Source organism: Pseudomonas sp. 14P5.3.2 (assembly GCF_057799175.1).
The window spans coordinates 17,651-42,113 of sequence record NZ_JBYOKU010000022.1; the positions used below are offsets into that span (position 1 = coordinate 17,651).

General features: G+C 61.9%; 23 protein-coding genes. 18 read left to right on the forward strand and 5 right to left on the reverse strand.

What is annotated here, in order from left to right; genetic code table 11:
* Nucleotides 1–42: 42 nt before the first annotated feature.
* Both AC27VU_RS18210 and AC27VU_RS18215 read right to left on the reverse strand, forming a co-directional pair.
* Entirely contained in the window at nt 43–1,083 is a 1,041-nt protein-coding gene (locus AC27VU_RS18210) for an FUSC family protein (RefSeq protein WP_488724624.1), read from the reverse strand.
* A gap of 46 nt (nt 1,084–1,129) precedes the next feature.
* Nucleotides 1,130–2,755 carry an NADP-dependent glyceraldehyde-3-phosphate dehydrogenase gene (locus AC27VU_RS18215; RefSeq protein ID WP_003224452.1) on the reverse strand — a complete coding sequence of 542 codons (1,626 nt, stop codon included), beginning with the start codon at nt 2,753–2,755 and terminating at the stop codon, nt 1,130–1,132.
* A gap of 372 nt (nt 2,756–3,127) precedes the next feature.
* On the opposite strand from AC27VU_RS18215, the gene AC27VU_RS18220 reads away from it, so the two are divergent.
* The 14 genes from AC27VU_RS18220 (at nt 3,128) to AC27VU_RS18285 (ending at nt 17,371) form a co-directional block, all read left to right on the forward strand.
* The gene (locus tag AC27VU_RS18220) at nt 3,128–3,490 is read left to right on the forward strand and encodes a c-type cytochrome (RefSeq protein WP_103522074.1); all 363 of its coding nucleotides are present in this window, start codon (nt 3,128–3,130) and stop codon (nt 3,488–3,490) included.
* A 76-nt stretch (nt 3,491–3,566) separates the two neighbouring features.
* The gene (locus AC27VU_RS18225; protein ID WP_226501519.1) at nt 3,567–4,895 is read left to right on the forward strand and encodes a D-arabinono-1,4-lactone oxidase; all 1,329 of its coding nucleotides are present in this window, start codon (nt 3,567–3,569) and stop codon (nt 4,893–4,895) included.
* A 74-nt stretch (nt 4,896–4,969) separates the two neighbouring features.
* Nucleotides 4,970–6,178: a DSD1 family PLP-dependent enzyme gene (locus tag AC27VU_RS18230; RefSeq protein WP_488724625.1), complete on the forward strand. Its 1,209-nt coding sequence runs from the start codon at nt 4,970–4,972 to the stop codon at nt 6,176–6,178.
* A 272-nt stretch (nt 6,179–6,450) separates the two neighbouring features.
* Nucleotides 6,451–7,062, forward strand: coding sequence for a transposase (locus tag AC27VU_RS18235; RefSeq protein WP_080593238.1), 612 nt, complete (start codon nt 6,451–6,453; stop codon nt 7,060–7,062).
* 74 nt (nt 7,063–7,136) lie between these two features.
* On the forward strand, nt 7,137–8,735 hold the full coding sequence (locus tag AC27VU_RS18240; RefSeq protein WP_003224459.1) for a ShlB/FhaC/HecB family hemolysin secretion/activation protein: 1,599 nt from the start codon (nt 7,137–7,139) through the stop codon (nt 8,733–8,735).
* 12 nt (nt 8,736–8,747) lie between these two features.
* The gene (locus AC27VU_RS18245) at nt 8,748–10,547 is read left to right on the forward strand and encodes a DUF2341 domain-containing protein (RefSeq protein ID WP_488724591.1); all 1,800 of its coding nucleotides are present in this window, start codon (nt 8,748–8,750) and stop codon (nt 10,545–10,547) included.
* 11 nt (nt 10,548–10,558) lie between these two features.
* The gene (locus AC27VU_RS18250; RefSeq protein ID WP_488724592.1) at nt 10,559–10,984 is read left to right on the forward strand and encodes an ExbD/TolR family protein; all 426 of its coding nucleotides are present in this window, start codon (nt 10,559–10,561) and stop codon (nt 10,982–10,984) included.
* 3 nt (nt 10,985–10,987) lie between these two features.
* Nucleotides 10,988–11,692 (forward strand): energy transducer TonB family protein, encoded by a 705-nt coding sequence (locus AC27VU_RS18255; protein ID WP_103522227.1) that lies wholly within the window; start codon nt 10,988–10,990, stop codon nt 11,690–11,692.
* 53 nt (nt 11,693–11,745) lie between these two features.
* The gene (locus AC27VU_RS18260) at nt 11,746–13,443 is read left to right on the forward strand and encodes a putative porin (RefSeq protein WP_488724593.1); all 1,698 of its coding nucleotides are present in this window, start codon (nt 11,746–11,748) and stop codon (nt 13,441–13,443) included.
* Nucleotides 13,444–13,461: 18 nt separating this feature from the next.
* Nucleotides 13,462–14,091, forward strand: a complete 630-nt coding sequence (locus tag AC27VU_RS18265) for a DNA repair protein (protein WP_488724594.1) — start codon at nt 13,462–13,464, stop codon at nt 14,089–14,091.
* Nucleotides 14,092–14,112: 21 nt separating this feature from the next.
* Nucleotides 14,113–14,583 carry a YbjN domain-containing protein gene (locus tag AC27VU_RS18270; protein ID WP_003224470.1) on the forward strand — a complete coding sequence of 157 codons (471 nt, stop codon included), beginning with the start codon at nt 14,113–14,115 and terminating at the stop codon, nt 14,581–14,583.
* Complete coding sequence (locus AC27VU_RS18275) at nt 14,580–15,527, forward strand: peptidylprolyl isomerase (RefSeq protein WP_488724595.1); 948 nt, start codon at nt 14,580–14,582, stop codon at nt 15,525–15,527. The genes AC27VU_RS18270 and AC27VU_RS18275 overlap by 4 nt, the downstream gene beginning before the upstream one ends.
* Nucleotides 15,528–15,688: 161 nt before the next feature.
* Nucleotides 15,689–16,669 (forward strand): LysR family transcriptional regulator, encoded by a 981-nt coding sequence (locus AC27VU_RS18280; protein ID WP_488724596.1) that lies wholly within the window; start codon nt 15,689–15,691, stop codon nt 16,667–16,669.
* A gap of 192 nt (nt 16,670–16,861) precedes the next feature.
* The gene (locus AC27VU_RS18285; RefSeq protein WP_488724597.1) at nt 16,862–17,371 is read left to right on the forward strand and encodes a GNAT family N-acetyltransferase; all 510 of its coding nucleotides are present in this window, start codon (nt 16,862–16,864) and stop codon (nt 17,369–17,371) included.
* Nucleotides 17,372–17,390: 19 nt separating this feature from the next.
* Here the strand turns inward: AC27VU_RS18285 and AC27VU_RS18290 are convergent, their stop codons facing one another.
* Nucleotides 17,391–18,083 carry an aspartate/glutamate racemase family protein gene (locus AC27VU_RS18290; RefSeq protein WP_488724598.1) on the reverse strand — a complete coding sequence of 231 codons (693 nt, stop codon included), beginning with the start codon at nt 18,081–18,083 and terminating at the stop codon, nt 17,391–17,393.
* Nucleotides 18,084–18,288: 205 nt separating this feature from the next.
* Here AC27VU_RS18290 and AC27VU_RS18295 point away from each other — a divergent pair, with 205 nt between their 5' ends.
* Complete coding sequence (locus AC27VU_RS18295; RefSeq protein WP_262142634.1) at nt 18,289–18,780, forward strand: hypothetical protein; 492 nt, start codon at nt 18,289–18,291, stop codon at nt 18,778–18,780.
* Nucleotides 18,781–18,913: 133 nt separating this feature from the next.
* On the opposite strand, the gene AC27VU_RS18300 is transcribed toward AC27VU_RS18295, so the two are convergent.
* Both AC27VU_RS18300 and ccoN read right to left on the reverse strand, forming a co-directional pair.
* Complete coding sequence (locus tag AC27VU_RS18300) at nt 18,914–19,135, reverse strand: cbb3-type cytochrome c oxidase subunit 3 (RefSeq protein ID WP_488724599.1); 222 nt, start codon at nt 19,133–19,135, stop codon at nt 18,914–18,916.
* Nucleotides 19,136–19,150: 15 nt separating this feature from the next.
* Complete coding sequence (gene ccoN / locus AC27VU_RS18305; RefSeq protein WP_488724600.1) at nt 19,151–20,578, reverse strand: cytochrome-c oxidase, cbb3-type subunit I; 1,428 nt, start codon at nt 20,576–20,578, stop codon at nt 19,151–19,153.
* 354 nt (nt 20,579–20,932) lie between these two features.
* Here ccoN and AC27VU_RS18310 point away from each other — a divergent pair, with 354 nt between their 5' ends.
* The 3 genes from AC27VU_RS18310 to AC27VU_RS18320 all read left to right on the forward strand — a co-directional run bounded on the left by AC27VU_RS18310 (nt 20,933) and on the right by AC27VU_RS18320 (nt 24,341).
* Nucleotides 20,933–22,606: a nitrite/sulfite reductase gene (locus AC27VU_RS18310; RefSeq protein WP_488724601.1), complete on the forward strand. Its 1,674-nt coding sequence runs from the start codon at nt 20,933–20,935 to the stop codon at nt 22,604–22,606.
* Nucleotides 22,603–23,082 (forward strand): DUF934 domain-containing protein, encoded by a 480-nt coding sequence (locus AC27VU_RS18315; protein WP_201137793.1) that lies wholly within the window; start codon nt 22,603–22,605, stop codon nt 23,080–23,082. Before AC27VU_RS18310 ends, AC27VU_RS18315 begins: the two co-directional genes overlap by 4 nt.
* Nucleotides 23,083–23,366: 284 nt before the next feature.
* Nucleotides 23,367–24,341 carry a hypothetical protein gene (locus tag AC27VU_RS18320; RefSeq protein WP_226501365.1) on the forward strand — a complete coding sequence of 325 codons (975 nt, stop codon included), beginning with the start codon at nt 23,367–23,369 and terminating at the stop codon, nt 24,339–24,341.
* Nucleotides 24,342–24,463: the final 122 nt, after the last annotated feature.

Here is a 24,463-nt window from a genome sequence, read left to right on the forward strand (position 1 = left end):
TAGTGAGGGTGTCAGCTTTGTTACATGGATTTTTCCACTGTTTCAGATGTTCCAGCGTGGCGCGGTGATTGCCAGGCGCTGGCGCAGTTCGCCGATGTTCGCCGCCAGTTGCCGGGTCAGCAAGCGGTAACCGTCCAGCGTGCTGTAGACCGGTGTGTCGAGGCTGGCGTCCGGTAGCTCCAGCGGGCGCGCCAGGCGTTGTGCCGCCCCGGATTTCAAGGCCCGGGCCATGCCGATCAGTTGCACGCGGATCACCCGGTGCTCGGCCCGCAGCGCCGATTGCAGGTGCGCCATGGCTTCAGGGTCGTTGGCATCGGGGCGGGTGTTGCCGAGGATTTCCAGGGTACTGACGCACATTCGCAGGTTGCGTTGAATCGCGTCCAGCTCGGTCATGGAGATTTTCACTTCCTTGGACACCGAAGGCATCAGCGAGCGCAGTTGCACCATCACTGTGGTCACCCGGCCCATCAGCTTCAGATGTTCATCGGCGCTGACCGGTTGGCCGCTGATGATTCGTCCGTACAACGTGGCGCAGTCGCGCAAGGCATCGGCGAGGTTGTAGCGCCACGAATACACCGCGTACAGCGGCAGGGCGAAGGAAAACGCCAGGGCCAGGGCGATGCCGATCAGGATGTCGACCCCGCGCCACAAGCCGTCGGTGATCGGGTTGTCGCCATGTCCGGCGACGATGAAGACGGTAATTGCCGAAAGCAGGGCGGTGTAACCGCCCTTGCCGATGGCGTGATAGGAGAAGAATCCGCAGACCACGGCCATCGCAAAGTAGGTCAGCCACGGCATGCCCAGCCATGCCTGTTGGGCCACCAGCAGCAGACCGACGCCGGCACCGATCAAGGTGCCGGTGGCGCGTTCGGCGGCTTTCTTGCCGATGTTGCCGTGGTGTTGCAGACCGCCGATCACCACCAGCATGGTCACCGAAGCCCACTCGCCGTGGGGCAGGTTGATGCCGGTGGTCAGCAGAATGGTCGCCAGCAGCCCCAGTGCTACCCGCACCGCGTGAATCACTCGGGCGTGCTGGTAGCGGCGGTAGGGGTCCAGCAGCGGACGCAGGATTCGCCGCAGCAGCGGTGGCAGTCGGTGGGTGCTGAAGGTGCTCAGTGCAAAGTCCTCGTCAGAAGATGTAGTCGGTGGTCAGGAAGCTCGAATCGCGGCCGCGAATGATTTCGCTGATCAGATCCTTGTTGCTGTCCTGGAACTTGGTCGCTACCAGTGTGCGGATTGAAAACACCCGCAGCGCATCGTGTACCGACAGCGTGCCCTCGGCGGAGTTCTTGCGCCCGTTGAACGGGTAGGTGTCCGGCCCGCGCTGGCACTGGGCGTTGAGGTTGATCCGCCCGACCTGGTTGGCGAAAGTGTCGACGAGTCGGCCGATCGCCACCGGGTTGGTGCCGAACAGACTCAGTTGCTGGCCGAAATCCGACTCCAGCACGTAATCGATCACGGTATCGAGATGACGATACGGAACGATTGGCACCACCGGGCCGAATTGTTCTTCGTTGTACACGCGCATCTGCGGCGTCACCGGGTACAGCACGGCTGGGTAAAAGAACGACTCACGACTCTCGCCGCCGTTCGGGTTGACCACTTGTGCACCCTTGCTCTGCGCATCGGCCACCAGACCGTGCAGGTAGTCGACCTTGCCCGACTCCGGCAGCGGCGTCAGTGCCACGCCGCTGTCCCACGGCATGCCCGGCTTGAGCGTGGCGAGTTTGGCGTTGAATTTTTCGATGAAGGCGTCGACCACGTCCTCGTGCACAAACAGGATCTTCAGCGCGGTGCAGCGCTGGCCGTTGAACGACAGCGAACCGGTGACCGCTTCGCTGACTGCGTTGTCCAGATCGACTTCCGGCAGGACGATGCCGGGGTTCTTCGCATCCAGACCCAGCGCGGCGCGCAAACGGTGCGGTTTCGGGTGAAGTTTCTTCAGGTCGCTGGCGGCCTTGTTGGTGCCGATGAAGGCGAAGATGTCGATCTTGCCGCTGGCCATCAGCGCGCTGACCGTCTCGCGGCCGCTGCCGTAGATCACGTTGATCACGCCAGTCGGGAAGCTGTCGCGGAACGCCTCGAGCAGTGGGCGGATCAGCAGCACGCCGAGCTTGGCCGGTTTGAACACCACGGTGTTGCCCATGATCAGCGCCGGAATCAGCGTGGTGAAGGTTTCGTTCAGCGGATAGTTGTAAGGGCCCATGCACAGTGCGACACCGAGCGGCACGCGGCGGATCTGGCCGAGGGTGTCCTGCTCCAGTTCGAAACGGCTGGAGCGGCGGTCGAGTTCCTTCAGCGCGTTGATGGTGTCGACGATGTAGTCGCAGGTGCGGTCGAACTCTTTTTCCGAGTCCTTGAGGTTCTTGCCGATCTCCCACATCAGCAGCTTGACCACGGCTTCGCGCTGCTGGCGCATACGCCCGAGGAACGCTTCGACGTGCTGGATCCGTTCGGCCACGCGCATGGTCGGCCACTGGCCCTGACCGCGATCGTAGGCGCGCACGGCGGCGTCGAGGGCGGTGAGGGCGGTGTCGGCGTCGAGCAGTGGCGTGCTGCCGAGGATCACTTGTTCATCGCCGCTTTCGCCATGGATATAGACCGGGCTACGCACTTGTGCGAGCGGGCCGTCCCAGCGCCGCAGTTCGCCATCGACGAGGTATTCGCGTTGCTCGACCTGACCGTCGAGGCGGTATTTTTCCGGGATGTCGCTGACAGAAGGGAACAGATTGCCAAGGATGTTTGCTGTGGTCATGTCGCTACCCCGTGTTGATGTCCGTATACAGATCAAAAAGTCTTTACAGGTTATACGCCTGAATGCGCCGACATTTAAACCCGCCAATGTCACGCGAATGTCACGCAGAGATGCGGAACAGAGCTCTGACTGGTTTATGAAATCCAATGTGGGAGCGGGCTTGCTCGCGAATGCGTCCTTTCAACTGACATCCTCATGGCTGACACACCGCATTCGCGAGCAAGCCCGCTCCCACAGTTGAATTGTATGGTTTGAACATTTTCTGCTGGCCCCCGAAGTTCCCCTCACTGTCCCGCAATGCCCTCAACCCGCTGGCGCCGCTGCCTTAAGGTGGGCTCACAACAATAAACGGCATCCCACGCGAGGATCGTTATGCGGGCATTGCGATTGACCTTTTTGCTGGCGCTGGCGATTGCGCTGCCTGGCTGCGGCGATGACGCCAAACCTCCAGCCACCCATCGCGTTGCGAGCAACGCCACCCCCTCCGACCCGGCACTGGCGCAGATCTACGCCAACAGCTGCCAGCTGTGTCACGCCAATCCGGCCGCCAACGCACCATTGACCGGTGACCGTAAAGCCTGGGAACCGCGTATCCAGCAGGGCGCCGACACGCTGCTCGACCACGCCATCAACGGCTACAACGGTATGCCGCCGATGGGCCAGTGCGTCGAGTGTTCGGAAGAACAATTCCTGCAACTGATCGGCTTCATGGCCGACCAGCCCCTCCCACAATAAGGGTGCGCGCATGAGCATGGATCTGACACGCCGGCAGTTGTTGCAGCGGGCAAGCATCGTCGGCGCATTCAGTGCGCTGGCGGCCAATCCCGCGCTGGGGCAATTGATGCGCGCACCGCGACTGATTCCATGGCGCAACTGGTCGGGCGGGCAGAGTTGCCTGCCGGCGGCGCGGTTGGCGCCGAAGAATCTCGATGAACTGAGCGCTGCGATTCGCCAGGCCCAGGGCAAAATCCGCCCGGTCGGTTCGGCGCATTCGTTCAGTGCGCTGGTGCCCACCGACGGCACGCTGCTGTCGCTGAGCTATTTCACCGGGCTGCTCGATCACGACCCGAAAACCCTGCAGGCCGAATTCGCTGCCGGCACGCCGATGTCGCGCATGGGCGTGCCGCTGAAGGACGTCGGCCAGGCGCTGCAAAACATGGCCGACATCGACTATCAGACCCTCGCCGGGGCGATTTCCACCTCGACCCACGGCACCGGCAAAACCTTTCAGTCCTATTCCGCCCACGTCTGCGGCATGCAATTGGTGACGGCCAATGGTGAGGTGCTGGACTGTGACAGCCAGCGCCATCCCGAGGTGTTCAACGCTGCGCGGGTGTCCCTCGGCGCACTGGGCGTGGCGACGAAAATCCGCCTGCAAAATCGCCCGGCCTATCGCCTGCGCGAGCGTCAATGGATCGCCAGGACCGAAGAGTTGCTGGAAGACCTCGACAAAAACACCCGCGAAAATCAGCACTGGGAAATGCTCGTGGTCACCCATTCCGATTACGCCTTGTCTATCGCCCTCAACGAAACCAGCGACCCGGCCACGCCGCCGATCCCGCCCGAAGAGGAGGGCGGCAACGAGTTCGTGACCCTGATCGAGAAGATCGACAAATATGGCAGCGACTTCCCCGAGCTGCGCAGCACGCTGCTCAACAGCTTGCGGCACCTGGCGAATTTCGATGATCGGGTCGGTGACTCGTTCGACATCTACGCCAACGTGCGCACCGTGCGCTTCAACGAAATGGAATACTCGGTGCCTGCCGAACACGGCCCGGCTTGCCTGCGCGAGATCCTCAAACTGATTCGCGACAAAGACCTGCGCACCTGGTTTCCCATCGAGTATCGCTACGTGAAAGCCGACGATATTCCGCTGAGCATGTTCGAGGGTCGCGACAGCTGTTCGATCTCGGTGCATCAGCACTATCAGATGGATCACCACAACTTTTTCGCGGCGGTCGAGCCGATTTTCTGGAAGTACAACGGTCGCCCGCACTGGGGCAAGTTGCACACGCTCAACGCCCGCACGTTACAGCCGCTGTATCCGCGCTGGCGCGAGTTTGTCGAGGTGCGTCAGGCGCTGGATCCGAGCGGACGCTTTCTCAATGCGCATCTGTCGTCAATTCTGGGGGTGAGCTGATGGCGCTCAATCGACGCAATTTCATGCTGGGCACGTTGGGTGTCGGCGCTTTACTGGTGGGCGTGGGCGCCTGGCTGCGACCGGGTGATCGAGGTGCGCCGTACAGTGAATATTTCCGCGCGCTGAATAATGAACTGAAAGACAAAGGCCCGATGCGCCCGGTGCTGTTGATCGATCTGGATCGCCTCGATCACAACATCGACGTGGTGATGCAGTCGGCCAAACGCGGCGGCAAGCAATTGCGTCTGGTGGAAAAGTCCCTGCCGTCGCCGGGGCTGTTGAGCTACATCGCGCAACGGGCCGGGACGCAAAAACTCATGTCGTTTCACCAGCCGTTTCTCAATCACGATGCGGTCACGTTTCCGCAGTCCGACATTCTGCTCGGCAAGCCGTTGCCGGTGCGTTCAGCCGAGCTGTTTTATCAAAACCACAAAGGCTCGTTCGATCCTTCCAGGCAACTGCAATGGCTGCTCGACGGGCCTGAGCGCTTGCAGCAATACCTCGCGTTGGCGCAGGGGCTGGGCACGCGGATGCGCATCAACATCGAACTGGATGTCGGCCTGCATCGCGGCGGGGTCAGTGATGTGAATGTGTTGGGGCAGATGCTCACGCTGATCAGCGCCAATCCGCAGCATCTGCAGTTCGCCGGGTTCATGGGTTACGACCCGTTCGTGGGCATGGGCGTACCGGGGATTCTCGGTTCGCCCGAGGAACTGTTCGCCAAGGTCATGGTGATTTATCAGCGCTGCGTCGATTTCACCCGCCAGCAGTATCCGACGTTGTGGAATGAAAACCTGTGCCTGAACACCGCCGGCAGCCCGAGTTATCGCATCCATGAAAACGAGCAGCTGAGCACTGAGGTTTCGGTGGGTACGGCGATGCTCAAACCGACGCACTACGACCTGCCGTCGCTGGTCGATCACGTGCCGGCGACCTACATCGCCACGCCTGTGTTGAAGAGTACAGGGGCGGTCAACATTCCGGCGCTGGATGACAAGTCGCGGCTGTTCTCCTGGTGGGACACCAATCAGCGCCAGACCTATTTCATCTACGGCGGCAACTGGATGGCCGAGTTCGAATCGCCGCCGGGGTTACAGAGCAATGGTGTGTACGGACGCAGCTCGAATCAGGAGATGGTCAACGGCTCCAACGCCGTGGGCCTGACCATCGAAGATCAAGTGTTCCTGCGCCCGACCCAGACTGAAGCCGTCCTTCTGCAATTCGGTGACTTGCTGGCGGTGCGTGGCGGCAAGATTGTCGACACCTGGCCAGTGTATACCTGACTCAAAAGCCAAGCCGATCCTTGTGGGAGCGAGCTTGCTCGCGAAGGCGTCCTTTCAGTCACCTTCTGTTTGGCTTATACACCGCCTTCGCGAGCAAGCTCGCTCCCACAGGTTTTTGTGGTGCCCGATCGATCTCACTCCAATTCTGTAATGAAGCTTTTATGACAAAAGTTCGGTAGCACATAGCCAGTCCGGTCATGCCTATGTAACGCGCTTGAGGGGCCCAACGGGGCGCTTTTCACAAGCCGAGGCGGGACGCCGGGAGTGAGGCAATGGGGACTATGGAACGCTACTCGAAAGTGGGCATGCAGGAACTCGATCAGCGCCTGTCGAAGATCGTCGAAGCGGCGCGCAAGAAGCCGGTTTCGGTGTATCGCTACGGTGCGCCGTGGGTCTGGATCGTGTCGCAGGATGACTGGCAGGGCGCCTTGAAAGAGGTCTCCAGCTACATTCCGCCAGGCCATTCGCTGGTCTTGCTGCGCCCGCAGATCGACGACTTGCTCGATGCCCATCAAGACCTGCTGCACGAACTCAATGCCGAGCCGGGCATGCTCATCCCCGCGCAAACCGTCATGCACATTCTGCTCCTGCAACTGCTGTATTCGGTGCCCAGCGAGCAGCAACTGTATGAACAGCTCAATTACAACCTGCTGTTCCGCTGGTTCGTCGGTCTCGGCCTGAACCAGAAAGTCTGGAGCTTCAACGTCCTCAGTCGCGACATCGCCACGCTCCTCAACAACCCGCGTGCGGTGCAGCTCATTCAGAAAATCATCGGCGAAGTGTTCTGCGGTGCCTTGCTGCAAATGCCCGAGTTCTCCTTGAACTTCGCGCTGTTGCATACCTGGCTCGGCAAGCACAGCGGTGCCGCGCACGTCAGCAATTAGCCGCGCCAGCCATTGGATGCAACACACAAGGCGTGCAACAGCGCCAACAGGTCATCGCGAATTCAGGGGGTAGTGTGGATCAGATTTTCACGTCACGGCTGGCGCTGTGGGGCTGGCTGCTGGTGACGGCCGGCGCGCAACCGGCATTCGCCGAAGAGGCTGCCGAAGCCGCTGCGCCGCAACGTCTGGTGGACGTCAACGAATACTTCGTGCGCGGCAACACCGTGCTCGACGCGCGGGCCATCGAAGAGGCGGTGTACCCGTTTCTCGGCCCGCAGAAAGCCATGAGCGACATCGAAGGCGCCCGCGATGCCTTGCAGAAGGCCTATCAGGAGCGCGGCTACCAATCGGTGTTCGTCGAACTGCCGGAGCAAGCGGTGGCGGATGGCATCGTCTATCTGCAAGTCAGCGAAACCAAGGTCGGCCGCGTGCGCGTGGTCGGCGCCAAACACTATTCGCCGCTGGACATCCGCGACAACGTCCCGGCCCTGAAAGAAGGCGAGGTGCCGGACTTCGCCAAGGTTCAGGGCGAACTGGCGCAGCTCAATAAAACCCCGGGCCGCCAGGTCATGCCGCTGGTGCGCGAAGGCCAACGCCCCGGCACCATGGACGTCGATTTGCAGGTCGAAGACCAGAACCCCTGGACCGGCAGCATCGGCCTCAACAACGACTACAGCGCCGACACCGAAAAGCTCCGCGCCGTGACCAGCCTCGGCTACAACAACCTGTGGCAGCTCGGCCACAGCATCAACCTGACATTCTTCACCGCGCCGCAAGACACCGACAACGCCAAGGTCTGGTCGGGCTCCTACACCGCGCCATTGACCGAGCGCTGGAGTGTGCAGTTCTCCGGTTATCAGTCCGACAGCAATGTCGCCACCATCGGCGGCAGCAACGTGCTGGGCAAGGGCCATTCCTACGGGGTGTCGGCGATCTACACGCTGCCGTCCAGTGGCAGTTGGTCGAACTCGCTGTCGGCCGGTATCGACTTCAAGGACTTCGACGAACGCCTGACCCTGTCCGGCGAGAGCGACAAGGTGCCGCTGAAATACGCGCCGTTCACCTTCGCCTACAACGGCTTCCGCTACACCGAAAAAAGTCAGCTTGGACTCGGCCTGAGCCTGGTCGCAGCCACCCGCAGCATTTTTGGTTACGGCAGTTCCGACGAAGATTTCGACTACAAACGCTACCGCGCCAACCCGAGTTTCGCCGTGCTCAAGGGCGACAGCAACTTCACCTGGACCTTCGACAACGACTGGCAGAGCGCGAGCAAAGGCGCGTTCCAGCTGGCGTCGGGGCCACTGGTCTCCAACGAACAGTTTTCCGCTGGCGGCGCGACCTCGGTGCGCGGCTATCTGGCGGCCGAGCGCACGGGTGATGACGGCGTGCTGCTCAGTCAGGAACTGCGCACCCCGTCGCTGGCGAAATACGCCGGCAGCTGGATGCAGGAATGGCGCTTCTACGCCTTTGCCGAAGGCGCGCAACTGTACCTGCGCGACGAACTGCCGGACCAGGACGCCAGTTACGCCCTGGCCAGCGTCGGCCTCGGCACCCGTGCCAGCCTCAGCAAATGGCTGTCCGGCAGCCTCGACTGGGGCTACCCGCTACTCGAAGGGCCGAACACCTCGAAGCAGGAATCGCGCCTGCACTTCAACCTTCAAGCCACTTTCTAAAGGAGCACGTTCATGCAGCGCCTCATTCTTTCGTTGTTGATCTGCCTGGGCTTCGTGCTCCCGGCCACGGCTCAGGCCTGGTGGCAGGACGACTGGCATTACCGCAAACAGATCGCCGTCGACACCACGCCGCAGGGCGCCGGGATCAATCAGGCGCTGGGCCGCACCGCGTTGCTGGTGCGCCTGCACACCGGCAACTTCACCTTCGATGGCGTCAAGGAAGACGGCGCGGATTTGCGCTTCGTCGCCGCCGATGACAAGACCGTGCTCAACCACCAGATCGAAAGCTTCGATGCGCTGATGGGCATGGCGCTGATCTGGGTCGATGTGCCGAATGTCGAGGGCGGCCAGCGTCAGGACATCTGGATGTACTACGGCAACCAGAAGGCTCCGGCAACCGGCAACGGCCAGCTGACCTTCGATCCGAATTACACCGCGCTGTACCACTTCGACGGCGCCACCGGCACCCCGGCCAAGGACACCACCGCTTACGGCAACACCGCACAAAGCGCCACTGGCGCGGCGATTGACGGTGTGATCGGGCGCGCCTTGCAGTTCAGCGGTCAGCCGTTGCTGCTGCCAGCCAGTCCATCGTTGCAGCACAGCGCTGGCAGCGCCTTCACCTTCAGCGCCTGGCTGCGTCTGGATCAGGCCAATGGCGAACAACTGATTCTGGCCCGCCGTGAAGGCGCCAACAGTCTGCTGATCGGGGTCAATCAGGGTGTGCCGTTTGTGGAGATCGACGGCCAGCGCGCCGTGGCCACTCAGCCGCTGAATCCGGGCCAATGGCAGCACGTCGCGCTGACCGCCGAAGGTTCGAAAGTCAGCCTGTACATCAATGGTCGTGAGAGTGCGACCCTCGCTCAAGCGATGCCGGCGTTCAATTCGGTGATGGCGATTGGCGGCGATCTGGCCGCAGGCCCGTACCAGCCATTCGTGGGCGCCATCGACGAACTGCGCCTGTCGAAAGTCGCGCGTCCGGCGCCGTTGCTGCTGGCTGATGCGACCTCCCAAGGCGCCGAGTCGAAACTGGTGGTCTACGGCGTCGATGAAGAACAGTCCGGTTTCGGCTTCGGCAGCCTCGGTTTCCTGCTGAACGCGGTGCCGGTCGACGCCTGGGTGATCATCGCCGTGCTGGTGCTGATGATGTTCCAGTCGTGGATCATCATGCTGCGCAAGAACCGCACCCTCAGCCGCGTGAGCAAGGCCAACGAGGATTTCCGCGAGCAATTCGCCAAGGTCGGTACGCGCCTGGAGATGTTCGCCGACGACGCGCAACTCGCCCAGCGTCTGCAGCATTCGCCGCTGTGGCGCCTGTACTCGGTGGCGGTCAAGGAGATCCGCACCCGCCGCGAGCAGGGCGCCGATACCTCCTCGGTATCCGCAGCAACCATCGAAGCCATCCGCTGCTCGATGGACGGCGTGCGCACCCGCGAGAACCAGGCGCTCAGCTCGAAACTCTCGACGCTGTCCAACGCCATCGCCGGCGGCCCGTACATCGGCCTGCTCGGCACCGTGCTGGGGATCATGGTGGTGTTCCTCGGCACCGCCATGGCCGGCGACGTCAACATCAACGCCATCGCGCCGGGCATGGCCGCCGCATTGCTCGCCACCGCCATGGGCCTGTTCGTCGCGATCCCGGCGCTGTTTGGCTACAACCGCCTGATCACCCGCAACAAGGAAGTCAGCGCCGACATGCGCGTGTTCGTCGACGAGTTCATCACGCGTCTGGCGGAGATGCACGGCGAGAGCCAGTTCAGTGAGGCGTCGCATCAGCGCGGTCATCACGCCAACCACTCCGTACCGGCCTGAGGAGCACTGCCATGGCGTCCGTAAATGCCTCCCACGACGATGACGAAGATGCAGCGGTGGACAGCATCAACATCACCCCATTGGTCGACGTGCTGATGGTGGTGCTGGTGATGTTCATCCTCACCGCCACCGCGCAGGTCTCCGGGATCCAGATCAACCTGCCCAAGGCCAGCGCCTCGGTGTCGCTGTCGGAGGCCAAGACCAAGGCGATTTCGGTCAACGATGGCGGCCAGGTGTTCCTCGACGCCTACCCGGTGACCCTGGCCGAGCTGGAGGAACGCCTGCGCATCGAGAAGGCGCAGAGCTCGGACTTCCCGGTGATCGTGCGCGGCGACGCGACCGTGCAGTACCAGAAGGTCATTGAAGTGCTGGATCTGTTGCGCCGGCTCGAACTGTCTCAGGTCGGTCTGGTGACCGGCAAACCGACGCAGGGCTGAGTGATGACCGCACAACTCCCGATCGAGCCGCTGCCGGTGAAGCGTTCGCCGTTGCGTTACCTGAAGTGGGGCGCCGGGCTGCTGCTCGGCGCGCTCGCCGCGTGGTTCCTGTGGCAGTGGGCCAATGACATGAGCGGCGTGCGCCGTGAAGCGCCGAAGGTGCCGACGATCATTCCGTTGCCGCCACCACCGCCGCCGCCACCGGAAAAACCGCCGGAGCCGGAAACCCCGGTGGAAGAAAAGGTCGTCGAGCCTGAGCCAACGCCCGAGCCGCAGGAGGTCAAGCCCGAGGAAGAGGCGCCGCCATCACCGGCGGACGATCTGGCCAACCCGATGCAAATGGACGGCGATGCGCAGAGTGGCAATGACGCTTTCAACATCGGCGCCGGCAAGGGTGGCGGCATGGCGGGGGCGGGTGGTGGACGCCTTGGCACCGGCACCTACAGCCAGTTCCTCGCGTTCACGTTTCAGCGCTTGCTGCGCGAGAACCCCGATCTGCGCAACCTCGCATTCTCGCTGCAGGCCGATGTGTGGCTGAGCAGCGTCGGCGAAATCACCCGGGTCGAGCTGGTCAAGTCCAGCGGCAATCCCGAGATCGACACCCAGGTGCTGGCGGCGCTGCGTAACGCTCCGCACCTGAGCGAACGGCCACCGGCCTCCATGACTTTGCCTGTGCGCCTGTCCCTGCAAGGGCGGCGTCCGGGTTAACCCACTTATTCATTGCCAAGCATTCAAGCTTTGCCAAAAGGAGTTGTGTGCAGATGATTTCCAACGTGAATCGATTGTCCCTGGCGGTCGGCATGGTCATCGCGACCCTGGTCGGCCAGGCCGCGGCAGCGCCTGCGCCCTCGGAGAACGCCACGATCAATCTGATCCGCTTGCTGGTCGAGCAGGGCATTTTGAAACAGGACAAGGCCGACGCGCTGATCGCCCAGGCGCAGAACGAAGCCGCCCAGGCCAAGCAGGCAGCGGCATCGACTGCGGTGGCGGCAGGTCCGGTCGCAGCGCCGGGCGATGTGCGCGTGCAGTACTTACCGGCCGCGGTGCGTGACCAGATCCGTGATCAGGTCAAGGCCGAGGTCATGGCCACCGCCAAGCAGGAAAACTGGGCGGCGCCCAACACCTTCCCGGACTGGGCTTCGCGTATCAGCTTCGATGGCGACATCCGCCTGCGCGACGAATCGCGCTACTACTCGGGCAGCAACAGCAACGAAATCGTCGACTTCGCCAAGCTCAACAACAACGGCCCGTACGACGTGAACCCCAACAGCAGCACCAGCCTGCCGCCGCTGCTCAACACCCGTGAAGACCGCACCAACCTGTTCCGCCTGCGTGCGCGTCTGGGCATGAAAGCGGTAATTTCGCCGGAATGGACCGCCGGCATCCGTATCGGCACCGGTTCGGACAACAACCCGGTGTCGACCACGCAGAACCTCGGCGGCGGTTTTGCCAAGAAGGACATCTGGCTCGATCAGGGTTACCTGAACTGGAAACCCACCGATGAGCTGACCCTGACCGGCGGGCGCTTCGCCAACCCGTTCATGTCCACCGACATGCTCTATTCCAATGACCTGAACTTCGACGGTGTAGCGGCGATCTTCGACCACAAGCTCAACCGCGACTGGGGCGTGTTCGGCACCGTTGGCGCGTTCCCGGTGGATTACACCAACGACACCACCACCAGCAACGGTTTCGACAAGGAAGAAAGCGACAACAAGTGGCTGTACGGCGCGCAGATCGGCGCCAAGTGGGCGATCAACAGCAACAACCGCCTCAAAGGCGCTTTGGCTTATTACCGTTTCGACGACATTCAAGGGCAGCGCTCCAGTCCTTGCGAACCGTGGGCCGGCGCCCCGGGCTGCGACACCGATGGCACCCGTGCGGCGTTCATGCAGAAGGGCAACAGCGTGTTCCTGCTGCGCGACATCACGCCGAACCCGGCCAACCCGACCACCACGCCGCAGCCGCAATTCGTCGGTCTGGCGTCGGAGTTCAACCTGCTCGACCTCAACCTGGTGTGGGACGCCGACCTGCCGCAAGACTTCAAGTTGCGCAGCCAGGGCAACTACATCCACAACCTCGGTTACGACGAAGGCGACATGCGCAAACGCGCCGAGGGGCAGATCGTCAACAACCTCAACAGCAGCGGCGACATCGAAAGCGGCGCCAATGCGTGGATGGTGCAGTTCACCCTCGGCAACGCGCTGGACCTGAAGAAGCAGGGCGACTGGAACCTGTTCGCCGGCTACAAGTACATCCAGCCGGATGCCTTGCCCGACGGCTTCAACGATTCCTCGTTCCACCTCGGCGGCACCAACGCCAAGGGCTACTTCCTCGGCGGCAATTACGGTCTGGCGAAGAACGTCTACGCCACTGGCCGCTGGCTGAGCACCGAGGCGGTGTACGGCGCGCCGTTCGACATCGACGTCTTGCAGCTTGAGATCAACACGCGCTTCTAAGGCGCCGGGAGTACGGTCATGCACGCACGAGTTTTTCTGTTGGGGCTGAGTTTTTTCATCGCACAAGGCGCGCACGCCGAAGGCATGGAGGAGCGTCTGCGCACCCAGTTGCGCAGCACCACCCAGCAGTTGCAGACCCTGCAGAGCCAGCAGGCCCAAGCCAGCGCCGCACAACTGGCGGCGCAGAACGAGGCCAAGGCTGCGCAGGCGCAGATCAAGCAATTGACCGCCGAACTGGCCAAGGCCAAAGGCGTCGCCGAGCAGTTGGCCGGCCAGCAGCAGAACCTGCACAGCCAGGCGCAGGCGCAAATCGCCGCCAGCAGCGAACAGGTCGGCAAGTTCAAGAAAGCCTACGACGAGTTGTTGGTCATGGCCCGTGCCAAAGAGGCAGAACGGTCTAAGCTTCAGGCGCAATTGGCTGAACGTGACACACAAGTGCAGCAATGTTCAGTCAAGAATCAGCAGATGTATGGCGTCGCCAAGCAGATCCTCAGCGCCTACGAAAACATCGATGTGGCCGAGGTGATGAAGATCCGCCAGCCCTTTGCGGGCAGCGCCCGGGTCAAGTTCGATGAACTGGCTCAGGGGTTCGGTGACGAGCTGTACAAGACTCAATTCGACGCGCCGCAAGCCGCGCTCGCACACTGATTTACCAACAAGGAAGAAGTCATGACTCAATTGATCAGCCATGTGTCCCCACAATCCCTGACCGAAGTCCTGCAAGCGGCCGGTTATCGCGTCAACCAGACCGAACAGAACGGCATCGTGCAGTTGCTCAGCGCCAGTCAGGGCATCGGTTATGCCGTGCGTTTCGGCAACCCGGCGGTGGAGCAGGGCAGCTACGTCGATTTCACTTTCAGCTGTGCGCTGCGGGTGCAAGGTGAGTTGCCACAGGGCGTGGCCGAACAGTGGAACGCCACCCGGCGTTTTGCGCGGTTGTCGTTGCAGGGCGAGTTTCTGGTGATGGAAATGGACGTGGTGCTGGCGGCCGGTGTGAGCCACGATCACCTGCGCGGTAACCTGGAATTGTGGGATCGCCTGTTGCAGGAGTTCATCGTCTACCTGCGTGATTTCAGCCAGGCCGCACAAGCTTCGACGGCAAAAGTCGCCACCGCTGAGCAAGAGGAAGTCGCGCTGTGAAAAAGCCTGCCATGGTGATCGGCGCCGGGGCAGTGGCGCTGTTGGTGGTAGCCGTGGCGCTGGTGCTGCGACCGGGTGCTGACCCGGTTGCCGCCCAGCAATCGTCGCCGTTGGCGGCGGTTGCAGCGGGGCCGGCGGTGGCGCGGTTGGGCAATCAGCGAGTGACGCCGCAGGAGTTGCAAGCGTTGCTGGCGACCGTCCCGCCGGCGACTCGTGAGCAATTGCGCGGCAACCGTGAAGCGCTGGAGCGCTGGCTGCGTACGCGGTTAGCGGAGAAAGCCGTGCTGGAGCAGGCCGACGCTCAGGGCTGGGCGCAACGTCCGGACGTGGTGCGGCAAACCCGCGCGGCCAGCGAGCAGATCGTCTTTCGCGATTACCTGCGCTCGGTCAGTACAGTCCCGGCGGACTATCCGAGTACGGCCGAGTTGCAGCAGGCGTATGACGCCGGCAAGGCCAACTGGCAGACTCCGGCGCTGTATCGGGTCAGCCAGATTTTCCTCGCGGTGCCGGATGCCCAGAGTCTGGAAAACGTGCGCAAACAGGCGTCTGAGCTGAGCAGGAAAGCCCAAGGCGCGCCGGGGGATTTTGCCGCGCTGGCGACCCAGTATTCACAGGATCGCCTGACCGCCGAACGGGGCGGCGATAGCGGGCTGCAACCGTTGCAGCAACTGGTGCCGGAGGTGCGTGGCGCGGTGGCGAAGTTGAAGGTTGGTGCGGTGTCCGAGCCGGTGCAGAGCGCGGCGGGTTTCCATGTGATCAAACTCACCGAACAGCAACCGGCACGTACCGCGACCCTCGACGAACTGCGCGATCAACTGACCCAGGCCTTGCGTGCGCAACGTCAGGAGCAGATTGCCCAGGCGTATCTGGACGGGATGCTCAATACCGCGACGTTGAGTATTGATGGGGCTGAGCTGAACAAGGTCCTGGAAGAGAAGCACTGATGGTGATTCACCGCAGATCCCGGGTGGGAGCGGGCTTGCTCGCGAAAGCGGTGGGTCATTCAACAAACAAGTTGGCTGGCATGGCCCCTTCGCGAGCAAGCCCGCTCCCACATTAGAACCGTGGCGTTTTCCAAAATACAAAGATCGACAGGGAGTCATCGATGTCATTCACCGAACCCGCAGGACGACAGGGTAGCCCCGACTATCGCTGGGCACAGGGCGAGCGCGAGCCATGGCTGGCGCAAGCCGCGACCATCGATGCCGATGTCGCGCAATACTTTCTGGTCAGTGCCCGTTGTGGCTGCTTCATGCAGGCGGCGCGCAGTCTCAACGTGCGTTCGACTCTGCTGCGCAAACAACTGGCGCAGCTCGAGCAGGAACTGCAGCACTCGCTGTTCAGCTTTCAGGGCAGCGCCCTGAGCCTGACCCGTGAAGGCCAGCAGCTGCAGGCGCAACTGGTCGCGCTGGCCCACGAGCGCAAACTGCCGGTGGTCGAGCAACCGTTGATCCGCCTGGCGGTTGCCGAATCGATCCTGCACGACATTCTCGGTCGCGACCTGATCGCGTTGCTGCGCCGCAATGCCAGCGTGCGCCTCGAGATCATTGCGCTGGACAGCGAGTTGGCCTTGCGCGCAGTCAGCGCTGACGTGGTGCTGTGGCTGGCTCACGGCGAAACCCCCAGCCCCGGCCCGACCTTCACCACCAGTCAGCCGCAGGCCCTGGCGCGTCTGGATTACCTGCCGCACATCGCCAAGCGCTATTCCCGCGTCACCGCGCGCCCGGAGAGTGCCGAAGATCTCAGCGATTTCATGCTGGTGCAATGGCAACACGACCGGCAGATCGACAGTTTCCGGCCGTGGAATCACCTGGTCGAACAGCGTCTGGCGGGTGTGGTGCAGATGCAGTCTTATGAACTGATGCTGGAAATGATCCGTTGCAGCGCTTGCATTGGTTTGCTGCCGGCGTACATGAGTCGTTTCGATCGGGGGCTGGTGGCGTTGCCGGGGCTGTTTGATGAGCCGATGCAGCTACAGGCGTGGCTGGCGGTGAATGCTGAATCCCTGAACGTCGCCGAGGTGCAAACCCTGGTCGAGCTGATCCAGCACACCTTCAATGAGCGCCAGGAGTGGTTCCAGACCTGAGCCAATCCTTCCAACACCCCCCATCCCCTGTGGGAGCGGGCTTGCTCGCGAAGGCGTCAGCACATTCAATATCCGCGACACCTGGCACACCGCTTTCGCGAGCAAGCCCGCTCCCACAGTTTGAAACCTCGCCAAATTGATAACCGGCAGTTTAGAGTGATCAGCCACACATCGATCCAGGAAGGATCCGCCATGCCCGACCACAACCCCGCTATCACCCTCGAACGCTTCAACGAATCCCACATCGAGGCCGTTACCGCGCTGTACAACGATCCGGCCGTGACCCGGCAGGTGTTGCAGATGCCGTTTCAGTCCACCGATATCTGGCGTCAACGGCTGCTGGCGGAGAACGAGCGGATGGTCAAACTGGTGGCGCTGCACCAGGGCGCGGTGGTCGGTCATCTCGGGCTGGAAAACTATTCGCGGATCCGCCGCGCCCACGCCGGCAGTGTCGGCATGGCCGTCGCTGTGGCATGGCAGGGCAAGGGTGTCGGGTCGAAACTGCTGGCGGCGGCGCTGGACGTCGCCGACAACTGGATGAACCTGCACCGGGTCGAACTCTCGGTGTACGCCGACAACCAGGCGGCTATCAATCTCTACCGCAAGTTCGGCTTCGAGAACGAAGGCCTGTTTCGTGACTACGCCGTGCGCGACGGGCAATGGGTCGACACCCTGAGCATGGCCCGTCTGCGTCGTCGATAAGCCAAAAAGTTCTGTGGAGTCAATCGTCCAAGGCGAACGCCACCGCCGACTGCGCATGCAGCTCGGTGGTGTCGAGCAGGGGCAGGGCGCTGTGTTCGGGTTTGAGCAGCAGGCCGATTTCCGTGCAGCCGAGGATGATCGCCTGAGCGCCGCGCGCGGTCAGCGCTTCGATCACCCGTTGATAGATCTGGCGCGACTCGTCGCTGATCACCCCGACGCACAGTTCGTCATAAATGATCCGGTGTACGTCCTTGCGCTCGGCGTCGTCCGGCACCAGTACCGTCAAACCCTGCGCAATCAGGCGCTGCTTGAGAAAGTCCTGTTCCATGGTGAACGCCGTGCCGAGCAGGCCGACCGTGTGCGCCTCTATATCCAATGCCGCCTGCGCCGCCGGTTCGGCAATGTGCAGGAACGGAATGCTGATAGCCGCCTGAATCTGCGCCGCGACCTTGTGCATGGTGTTGGTACACAGCACCACGCATTCGGCGCCGCCGGCCTCGAGCCTGCGTGCAGCATCCACCAGAATCGCCGCCGCAGCGTCCCAGCGCCCGGCGTGCTGGGCCTGTTCGACCGGGCAGAAGTCGACGCTGTACATCAGGATTTGCGCCGAGCGTAGCGGGCCGAGGCGGTCGCGGACCTGTTGATTGATGAGACGATAATATTCAGCGCTGGATTCCCAGCTCATGCCGCCGATCAGCCCGATAGTGCGCATTGAAATTCCTCGAACGATGGCCCGTAGCGAAAAAGTCGGGCCCGGGCCGAGTGTCCATCGGTTCAGGGGCGTATGCCAGTACAAAGCAACTGTACCGTTGATCCTTTTGCCAAGTGTCACGGTGCCGACGCCCGAGGTTTAACGTACGCCGGCGCGTCGATCTGTCACTATCGACTATCGCAGGCTCTCCCCGAGGAACGTACCGATGAACGACGTACAACAACTGGGCGAAATGCTTCGTCACTATGCCGAGAGTGAAGCACACAAGAAGCAACTGTTCGAAACGCAGTCCCAGGCCTGGGCCAGCCGGATCAGCGAGCTGTTCGGCCAGATCCAGCAATGGCTGGAACCGGTGCAGGCACCGAACCTGCTGGAGGTGAGCCGCGAGGCTTACGTCGCGTTCGGCCCGAGCACACCGGTGGAAACCTCGACCTTCAAGACCGAGAAACTGAGCATCGTGATTGCCGGCAAGCCGGTGGAATTCGTGCCAGACGTGATGGGCAGCGCCGGGCAGATTTCCCTGGCGGTGATGGGCCTGACGGCGGCGCGCTATGGCAGCATTTCGCTGGTGGGTTTGCCCAGTGGCGAGTGGCAATGGCGCAAGACCAATGGCCTGAAGGATCCGGACACGTTTGTGTTTGATGCGGACTTTCTGGCGCAGCAGTTGCAGAGCCTGATTCCGCGCGATCGCAGCTGATATCCAGGGCTTAAACCATTTTCCCCTGTGGGAGCGGGCTTGCTCGCGAAGGCGGCAGCCCATTCAACATTGATGGTGACTGACATACCGCTTTCGCGAGCAAGCCCGCTCCCACAGTGGATTGAGGGTGATCCTACATCTCGAGGTTGACCCAGCCCGGTTTCGCCTCTTCCGGTGCCACCGCCTTCACGGGTTTCCCCGTCGCCAGCTCCACTCGCCGTGCCACCTCCGGATCATCGGCAAACGGCACCATGCTCGCATCGTCGAGGCTTTCCGCCGTCTGGTGGCGTAGGCAGTACTCCACCGCCAGCCACAGAAACACCACGCCCAGCACATTCAAGAAAATGTCGAACATCGTCGGCTCCCTGCCTCAGGCGATCTGTGCCTGGCTGCGCGCCAGCGACACGTCGGCGACCCGCACCGTGCGCCAGACGTTATAGGCCATCAGCAGCATGCCGCTGAGGAAGAACACCCCGCCGGCAAAGCGCACGATGAACCCCGGATGACTGGCCTGCAGTGCTTCGACGAAGGAGTAGGTCAGCGTGCCGTCCTCGTTGATCGCCCGCCACATCAGGCCCTGAGTGATGCCGTTGACCCACATCGAGGCGATGTACAACACCGTGCCGATGGTCGCCAGCCAGAAGTGCAGGTTGATCAGTGGCGTGCTGTACATCTGCTCGCGGCCAAAGACTTTCGGCACCATGTGATAAGTCGCGCCAAAGGTGATCATCGCCACCCAGCCCAAGGCCCCGGCGTGAACGTGGCCGATGGTCCAGTCGGTGTAGTGGGAGAGGGCGTTGACGGTCTTGATCGCCATCATCGGGCCTTCGAAAGTCGACATGCCGTAAAACGCCAGCGACAGCACCAGGAACCGCAGAATCGGGTCGGTGCGCAACTTATGCCAGGCACCGGACAAGGTCATCATGCCGTTGATCATCCCGCCCCAGCTCGGCGCCAGCAGGATCAGTGACATTGCCATGCCGAGGGACTGCGCCCAGTCCGGCAGCGCGGTGTAGTGCAAATGGTGCGGGCCGGCCCAGATGTACAGGGTGATCAGTGCCCAGAAATGCACGATCGACAACCGGTACGAATACACCGGGCGGTTGACCTGTTTCGGCACGAAGTAATACATCATCCCGAGGAACCCGGTGGTCAGGAAGAAACCCACCGCGTTGTGCCCGTACCACCACTGCACCATGGCATCGGTGGCCCCGGAATACACCGGATAGGATTTGAACCAGTCCACCGGGATCGACAGGTGATTGACCACGTGCAGCATGGCAATCACCAGAATGAACGCACCGAAGAACCAGTTGCCGACGTAGATGTGTTTGGTCTTGCGCTGCACCACCGTAGTGAAAAACACGATGGCATACGCGACCCAGACCACCGCCATCCACACCGCGCCGGAGAATTCGATTTCGGCGTATTCCTTGGTGGTGGTGTAGCCTATCGGCAGGGTGATCAGCATGATCACGATCACCGATTGCCAGCCCCAGAAAGTGAAGGCCGCGAGCTTGTCCGAATACAGCCGCACCTGGCAGGTGCGCTGCACCGCGTAGTAACTGGCGGCGAATTGCGCGCTGCCGGCAAAACCGAAAATCACCAGGCTGGTGTGCAGTGGCCGCAAGCGGCCGAAGGTGGTCCAGGGCAGGTCGAGGTTCATGTCCGGCCACACCAGTTGCGAGGCGATCCATACCCCCATCGCCATGCCGACGACACCCCAGAAAACCGTCGCGATAACGAATTGGCGGACGACCTTGTAGTTATAAGCCTGTCCGATTGTTGCTGTGCTCATGGTCAGTTCTTCCACGGTTGCAAAGTCTTGCCAGGCCACCCGGTCTGGCACGAGCTGCACTGTAGGAACAGCACCGGAAACAAAACAGGCTCAGGAATATTTCATTTGTACGGATCAGATTGAAGTGCTGCCTGCGGCCATCTGCCGCGCCCTGATACGGTTTTTATCGTTTCAGGTGAATCTGTTGCGTGCTGCGCTGCTCGTCCATAGTCAGGGGAAAATCCTGTGGGAGCGGGCTTGCTCGCGAAAGCGGTGTGTCAGTCAACAAGTCAGTTGCCTGACACACCGCTTTCGCGAGCAAGCCCGCTCCCACAGTTTTGAATTTATGTTCAAACCTGATGAGGTGGCTGCTGCATGTATCAATACGACGATTACGACCGCGCACTGGTGTTCGAGCGCGTTGCGCAGTTTCGCGATCAGGTCGAGCGCTTCATGGCCGGAGAGTTGAGCGAGGAAGAGTTCCTGCCGCTGCGCCTGCAAAACGGCCTGTACCTGCAAAAACACGCGTACATGCTGCGGGTTGCGATTCCCTACGGGACCCTGAGTGCCGAACAGATGCGCACGTTGGCGAGCATCGCCGCCGATTACGATCGCGGTTACGGCCACTTCACCACACGGCAGAACCTGCAATTCAACTGGATCGAACTGGCGCAGGTACCGGACATCCTCGAGCGCCTGGCACAGGTCAACATGCATGCGATCCAGACCTCCGGCAACTGCGTGCGCAACATCACCACCGAAGCGTTTGCCGGGGTCGCGGCGGACGAGATGATCGACCCGCGCCCACTGGCAGAAATCCTCCGCCAATGGTCGACGATCAACCCGGAATTCCTGTTTCTGCCGCGCAAGTTCAAGATCGCCATCTGCTCCGCGAAGCATGATCGTGCGGCGATCATGATGCATGACATCGGCCTGTATCTTTACCCGGGGCGTGACGGGCAAATGCTCCTGCGGGTGATCGTCGGTGGCGGGTTGGGGCGCACGCCGATTCTGGGTTTGCAGATCCGCGACGGTTTGCCGTGGCAGCATCTGCTGTCCTACGTCGAGGCGGTACTGCGGGTCTACAACCGGCATGGCCGGCGCGACAACAAATACAAGGCGCGGATCAAGATTCTGGTCAAGGCGCTGGGCATCGAGGCGTTCGCCAAGGAAGTCGAAGAGGAGTGGCAGCACCTCAAGGACGGCCCTGCGCAGTTGACCGAGGCCGAGTATGAGCGGGTCGCCCGAGCGTTCGTGCCGCCGATCTATCACACCCTGACCGACACCGATCTGGACTTCGGCACGCGTCTGGCCGAAAGCCCGGCGTTCGCCCGTTGGGTCGCGCGCAACGTGCAGCCGCACAAGAAACCTGGTTACACCAGCGTGGTGCTGTCGACCAAACCGGGGCTATCCGCGCCGCCTGGTGATGTCACCGGGTTGCAGATGCTGGCGGTGGCCGACTGGTCGGAGCGCTTCGGTTTTGGCGAAATTCGCATTGCCCACGAGCAGAACATCGTCCTGCCCGATGTACGAAAGTCTGACCTGTACGAACTCTGGCAGCTTGCCTGCGAGCGCAATCTGGGCAGCGCCAACGTCGGCCTGCTGACCGACATCATTGCCTGCCCGGGTGGCGATTTCTGCGCGCTGGCCAACGCCAAGTCGATCCCGATTGCCCAGGCGATTCAGGCGCGTTTCGACAACCTCGATTACCTGCACGATCTGGGCGACATCAGCCTGAACATCTCCGGTTGCATGAACGCCTGCGGCCACCACCACATCGGCAATATCGGCATTCTCGGTGTCGATAAAAACGGCAGCGAGTGGTACCAGATCACCCTCGGCGGCGCACAGGGCAAGCGCAGCGCACTGGGCAAAGTCATCGGCCCGTCGTTCAGCGCAACCGAAGTGCCACAGGTGATCGAACGGATCATCGGCACTTTTGTGCGTTACCGCGAAAGCGAGGAACTGTTTGTCGACACCGTGGCGCGCATTGGCCTGGAGCCGTTCAAGGAACGGGTCTACCCGAAAGTGCTGGAGGTGTCGGCATGAACAATTTGCTGCGCTTGGAACAAGGTGTTGCGCGGCTGATCGAGGATGATCCGTGGACGCTGGTTCGTGAGCCGGAGCAGGGCAGGCCTGCGGGGTTGCTGATCCTGCCGCTGGCGCACTGGCTGCAATCGCCCTCGACCCACGCGGTGTGGCTGAGCCCGGATGATGAAGTCGAAAGCGTGGTGCCGTGGCTGGCCTCGTTGCCATTGATTGCCCTGGACTTCCCGAGCTTTCGCGACGGTCGCGCCTACAGTCAGGCGTATCTGCTGCGCAGCCGGTTTGGCTGGGCCGGCGAGTTGCGCGCAATTGGCGATGTGTTGCGCGATCAGCTCAGCCATATGCGCCAGTGCGGGTTCGACAGTTTTGCGGTGCGCGAGGACAAATCGGCCGAAGATGCATTGAAGGGCCTAGCCGGCATGAGCGTACTGTACGGCCGCTCGGTGATTGAGCCGCGCCCCCTGTTCCGTAGACGCTGAAGACTCTGTGGCGAGGGAGCTTGCTCCCGCTGGAGTGCGCAGCACTCCCAAACAGGCATGATGCGATCCGTCAGATAAATCGCGTTGTCTGGTTTGGGGCGGCTTCGCCACCCAGCGGGAGCAAGCTCCCTCGCCACAGGTGTTTTGCGGTGACAAGCAAGGGAAACCCTTACATCCCGCAGCATTCCCGGATTTTTCCTTGGGTCGATGCTGGCCTTTTGGTAGAGTCCCCGTCGCCAGCGGGTTTTCGGCTGGACGACGGAACGAAGAAGGGAGTCTGGGTAGTGAGTGCGGGCAAAAAGATTTTGGGCCTCACGGCGTTGCTGTTGATGCTGACGCTGTGGGCCAGTTACTTCTATGTGTTCAAGGAAAACCGCGACGGCCAGTTGGGTGGCGCCGGTGAAAGCACCGCGTGGTGCGGCGCGCCACCGTCCACCGAAGCGGCGCTGTTGGGTAAGGATCAGCTGACCTTGCGCGTCACCAACAACCTGCGCGGCGAGTTCATGCTCAGTGGCTCGCTGGTGGTCTCCGAACGCACCTTCAACCGCTACGATCTGGGCCGCAACGAACTGCGCCTGCGCCTGGAACCGTTGCAATGGTCGTATGGTGTGACGCCGATCTTTCTCGAGCAGGTCAAGGTTCAGCCGCTGAGCCGCAACCTCGCCTCACCGACCAAAAGCGCCTACGCCGAGCTTGAACCTCGCCCGATTGGCGTGCAGGGCCAGGTCACCGACTTTCCGTTCGACACCTATCGCTACGGCTACAAACCGGTGCTGTATTACCTCAAGGGCAGCGAGCGCATTGACCTGCGCTTCAAGAACATCACCACGCTGATGGACCTGTCCAACACCTTCACGCCGATCCAGAAGTACAACCGCGTCGAGTACATCAACGAGAAAAACTCGATGATTCGCGACGAGGACTACAAGGCCTACGGCCCGCACGAATGCGCGTTCAGCGTCGAGCGTAAAGGCTCGTTCAAGGTCGTGGTGCTGTTGTTGCTGCTGGTGCTGTGCCTGCCGTTGCTGCACGTGTTCTATCGCGACGAGCCGGGGATCGACTTCCTCGCGACGCTGGTGGCGATTGCCGTGGTGCGGGTGCTGCTGGTGGGGCCGGTGCAGGACTTCCAGCTGTACAACATCGACTTCCTGTTCGGCGCGGCGATTCTGCTGGTGGGTTCGGTGTCGCTGATCAAGGCGATGCGCGCCAACAGCCGGCGCGAGATGGCGTTGAAGAGTGGGGCGACGTCTTCCTGGTAACACTCAGTGTTTGAGTCCAATCACTGACCCTGTGGGAGCGGGCTTGCTCGCGAATGCGGTACATCAGTCACCCTTGATGTTGGCTGAGGGAATGCATTCGCGAGCAAGCCCGCTCCCACAAG

Coding starts and splice junctions, on each gene's coding strand:
- AC27VU_RS18280 (WP_488724596.1), top strand. CDS start 15,689: ATGTCATTCACCGAACCCGCAGGACGACAGGGTAGCCCCGACTATCGC.
- AC27VU_RS18265 (WP_488724594.1), top strand. CDS start 13,462: ATGCACGCACGAGTTTTTCTGTTGGGGCTGAGTTTTTTCATCGCACAA.
- AC27VU_RS18290 (WP_488724598.1), bottom strand. CDS start 18,083: ATGCGCACTATCGGGCTGATCGGCGGCATGAGCTGGGAATCCAGCGCT.
- AC27VU_RS18285 (WP_488724597.1), top strand. CDS start 16,862: ATGCCCGACCACAACCCCGCTATCACCCTCGAACGCTTCAACGAATCC.
- AC27VU_RS18295 (WP_262142634.1), top strand. CDS start 18,289: ATGAACGACGTACAACAACTGGGCGAAATGCTTCGTCACTATGCCGAG.
- AC27VU_RS18250 (WP_488724592.1), top strand. CDS start 10,559: ATGGCGTCCGTAAATGCCTCCCACGACGATGACGAAGATGCAGCGGTG.
- AC27VU_RS18315 (WP_201137793.1), top strand. CDS start 22,603: ATGAACAATTTGCTGCGCTTGGAACAAGGTGTTGCGCGGCTGATCGAG.
- AC27VU_RS18245 (WP_488724591.1), top strand. CDS start 8,748: ATGCAGCGCCTCATTCTTTCGTTGTTGATCTGCCTGGGCTTCGTGCTC.
- AC27VU_RS18260 (WP_488724593.1), top strand. CDS start 11,746: ATGATTTCCAACGTGAATCGATTGTCCCTGGCGGTCGGCATGGTCATC.
- AC27VU_RS18215 (WP_003224452.1), bottom strand. CDS start 2,755: ATGACCACAGCAAACATCCTTGGCAATCTGTTCCCTTCTGTCAGCGAC.
- AC27VU_RS18300 (WP_488724599.1), bottom strand. CDS start 19,135: ATGTTCGACATTTTCTTGAATGTGCTGGGCGTGGTGTTTCTGTGGCTG.
- AC27VU_RS18235 (WP_080593238.1), top strand. CDS start 6,451: ATGGGGACTATGGAACGCTACTCGAAAGTGGGCATGCAGGAACTCGAT.
- AC27VU_RS18270 (WP_003224470.1), top strand. CDS start 14,113: ATGACTCAATTGATCAGCCATGTGTCCCCACAATCCCTGACCGAAGTC.
- AC27VU_RS18220 (WP_103522074.1), top strand. CDS start 3,128: ATGCGGGCATTGCGATTGACCTTTTTGCTGGCGCTGGCGATTGCGCTG.
- AC27VU_RS18310 (WP_488724601.1), top strand. CDS start 20,933: ATGTATCAATACGACGATTACGACCGCGCACTGGTGTTCGAGCGCGTT.
- AC27VU_RS18255 (WP_103522227.1), top strand. CDS start 10,988: ATGACCGCACAACTCCCGATCGAGCCGCTGCCGGTGAAGCGTTCGCCG.
- ccoN (WP_488724600.1), bottom strand. CDS start 20,578: ATGAGCACAGCAACAATCGGACAGGCTTATAACTACAAGGTCGTCCGC.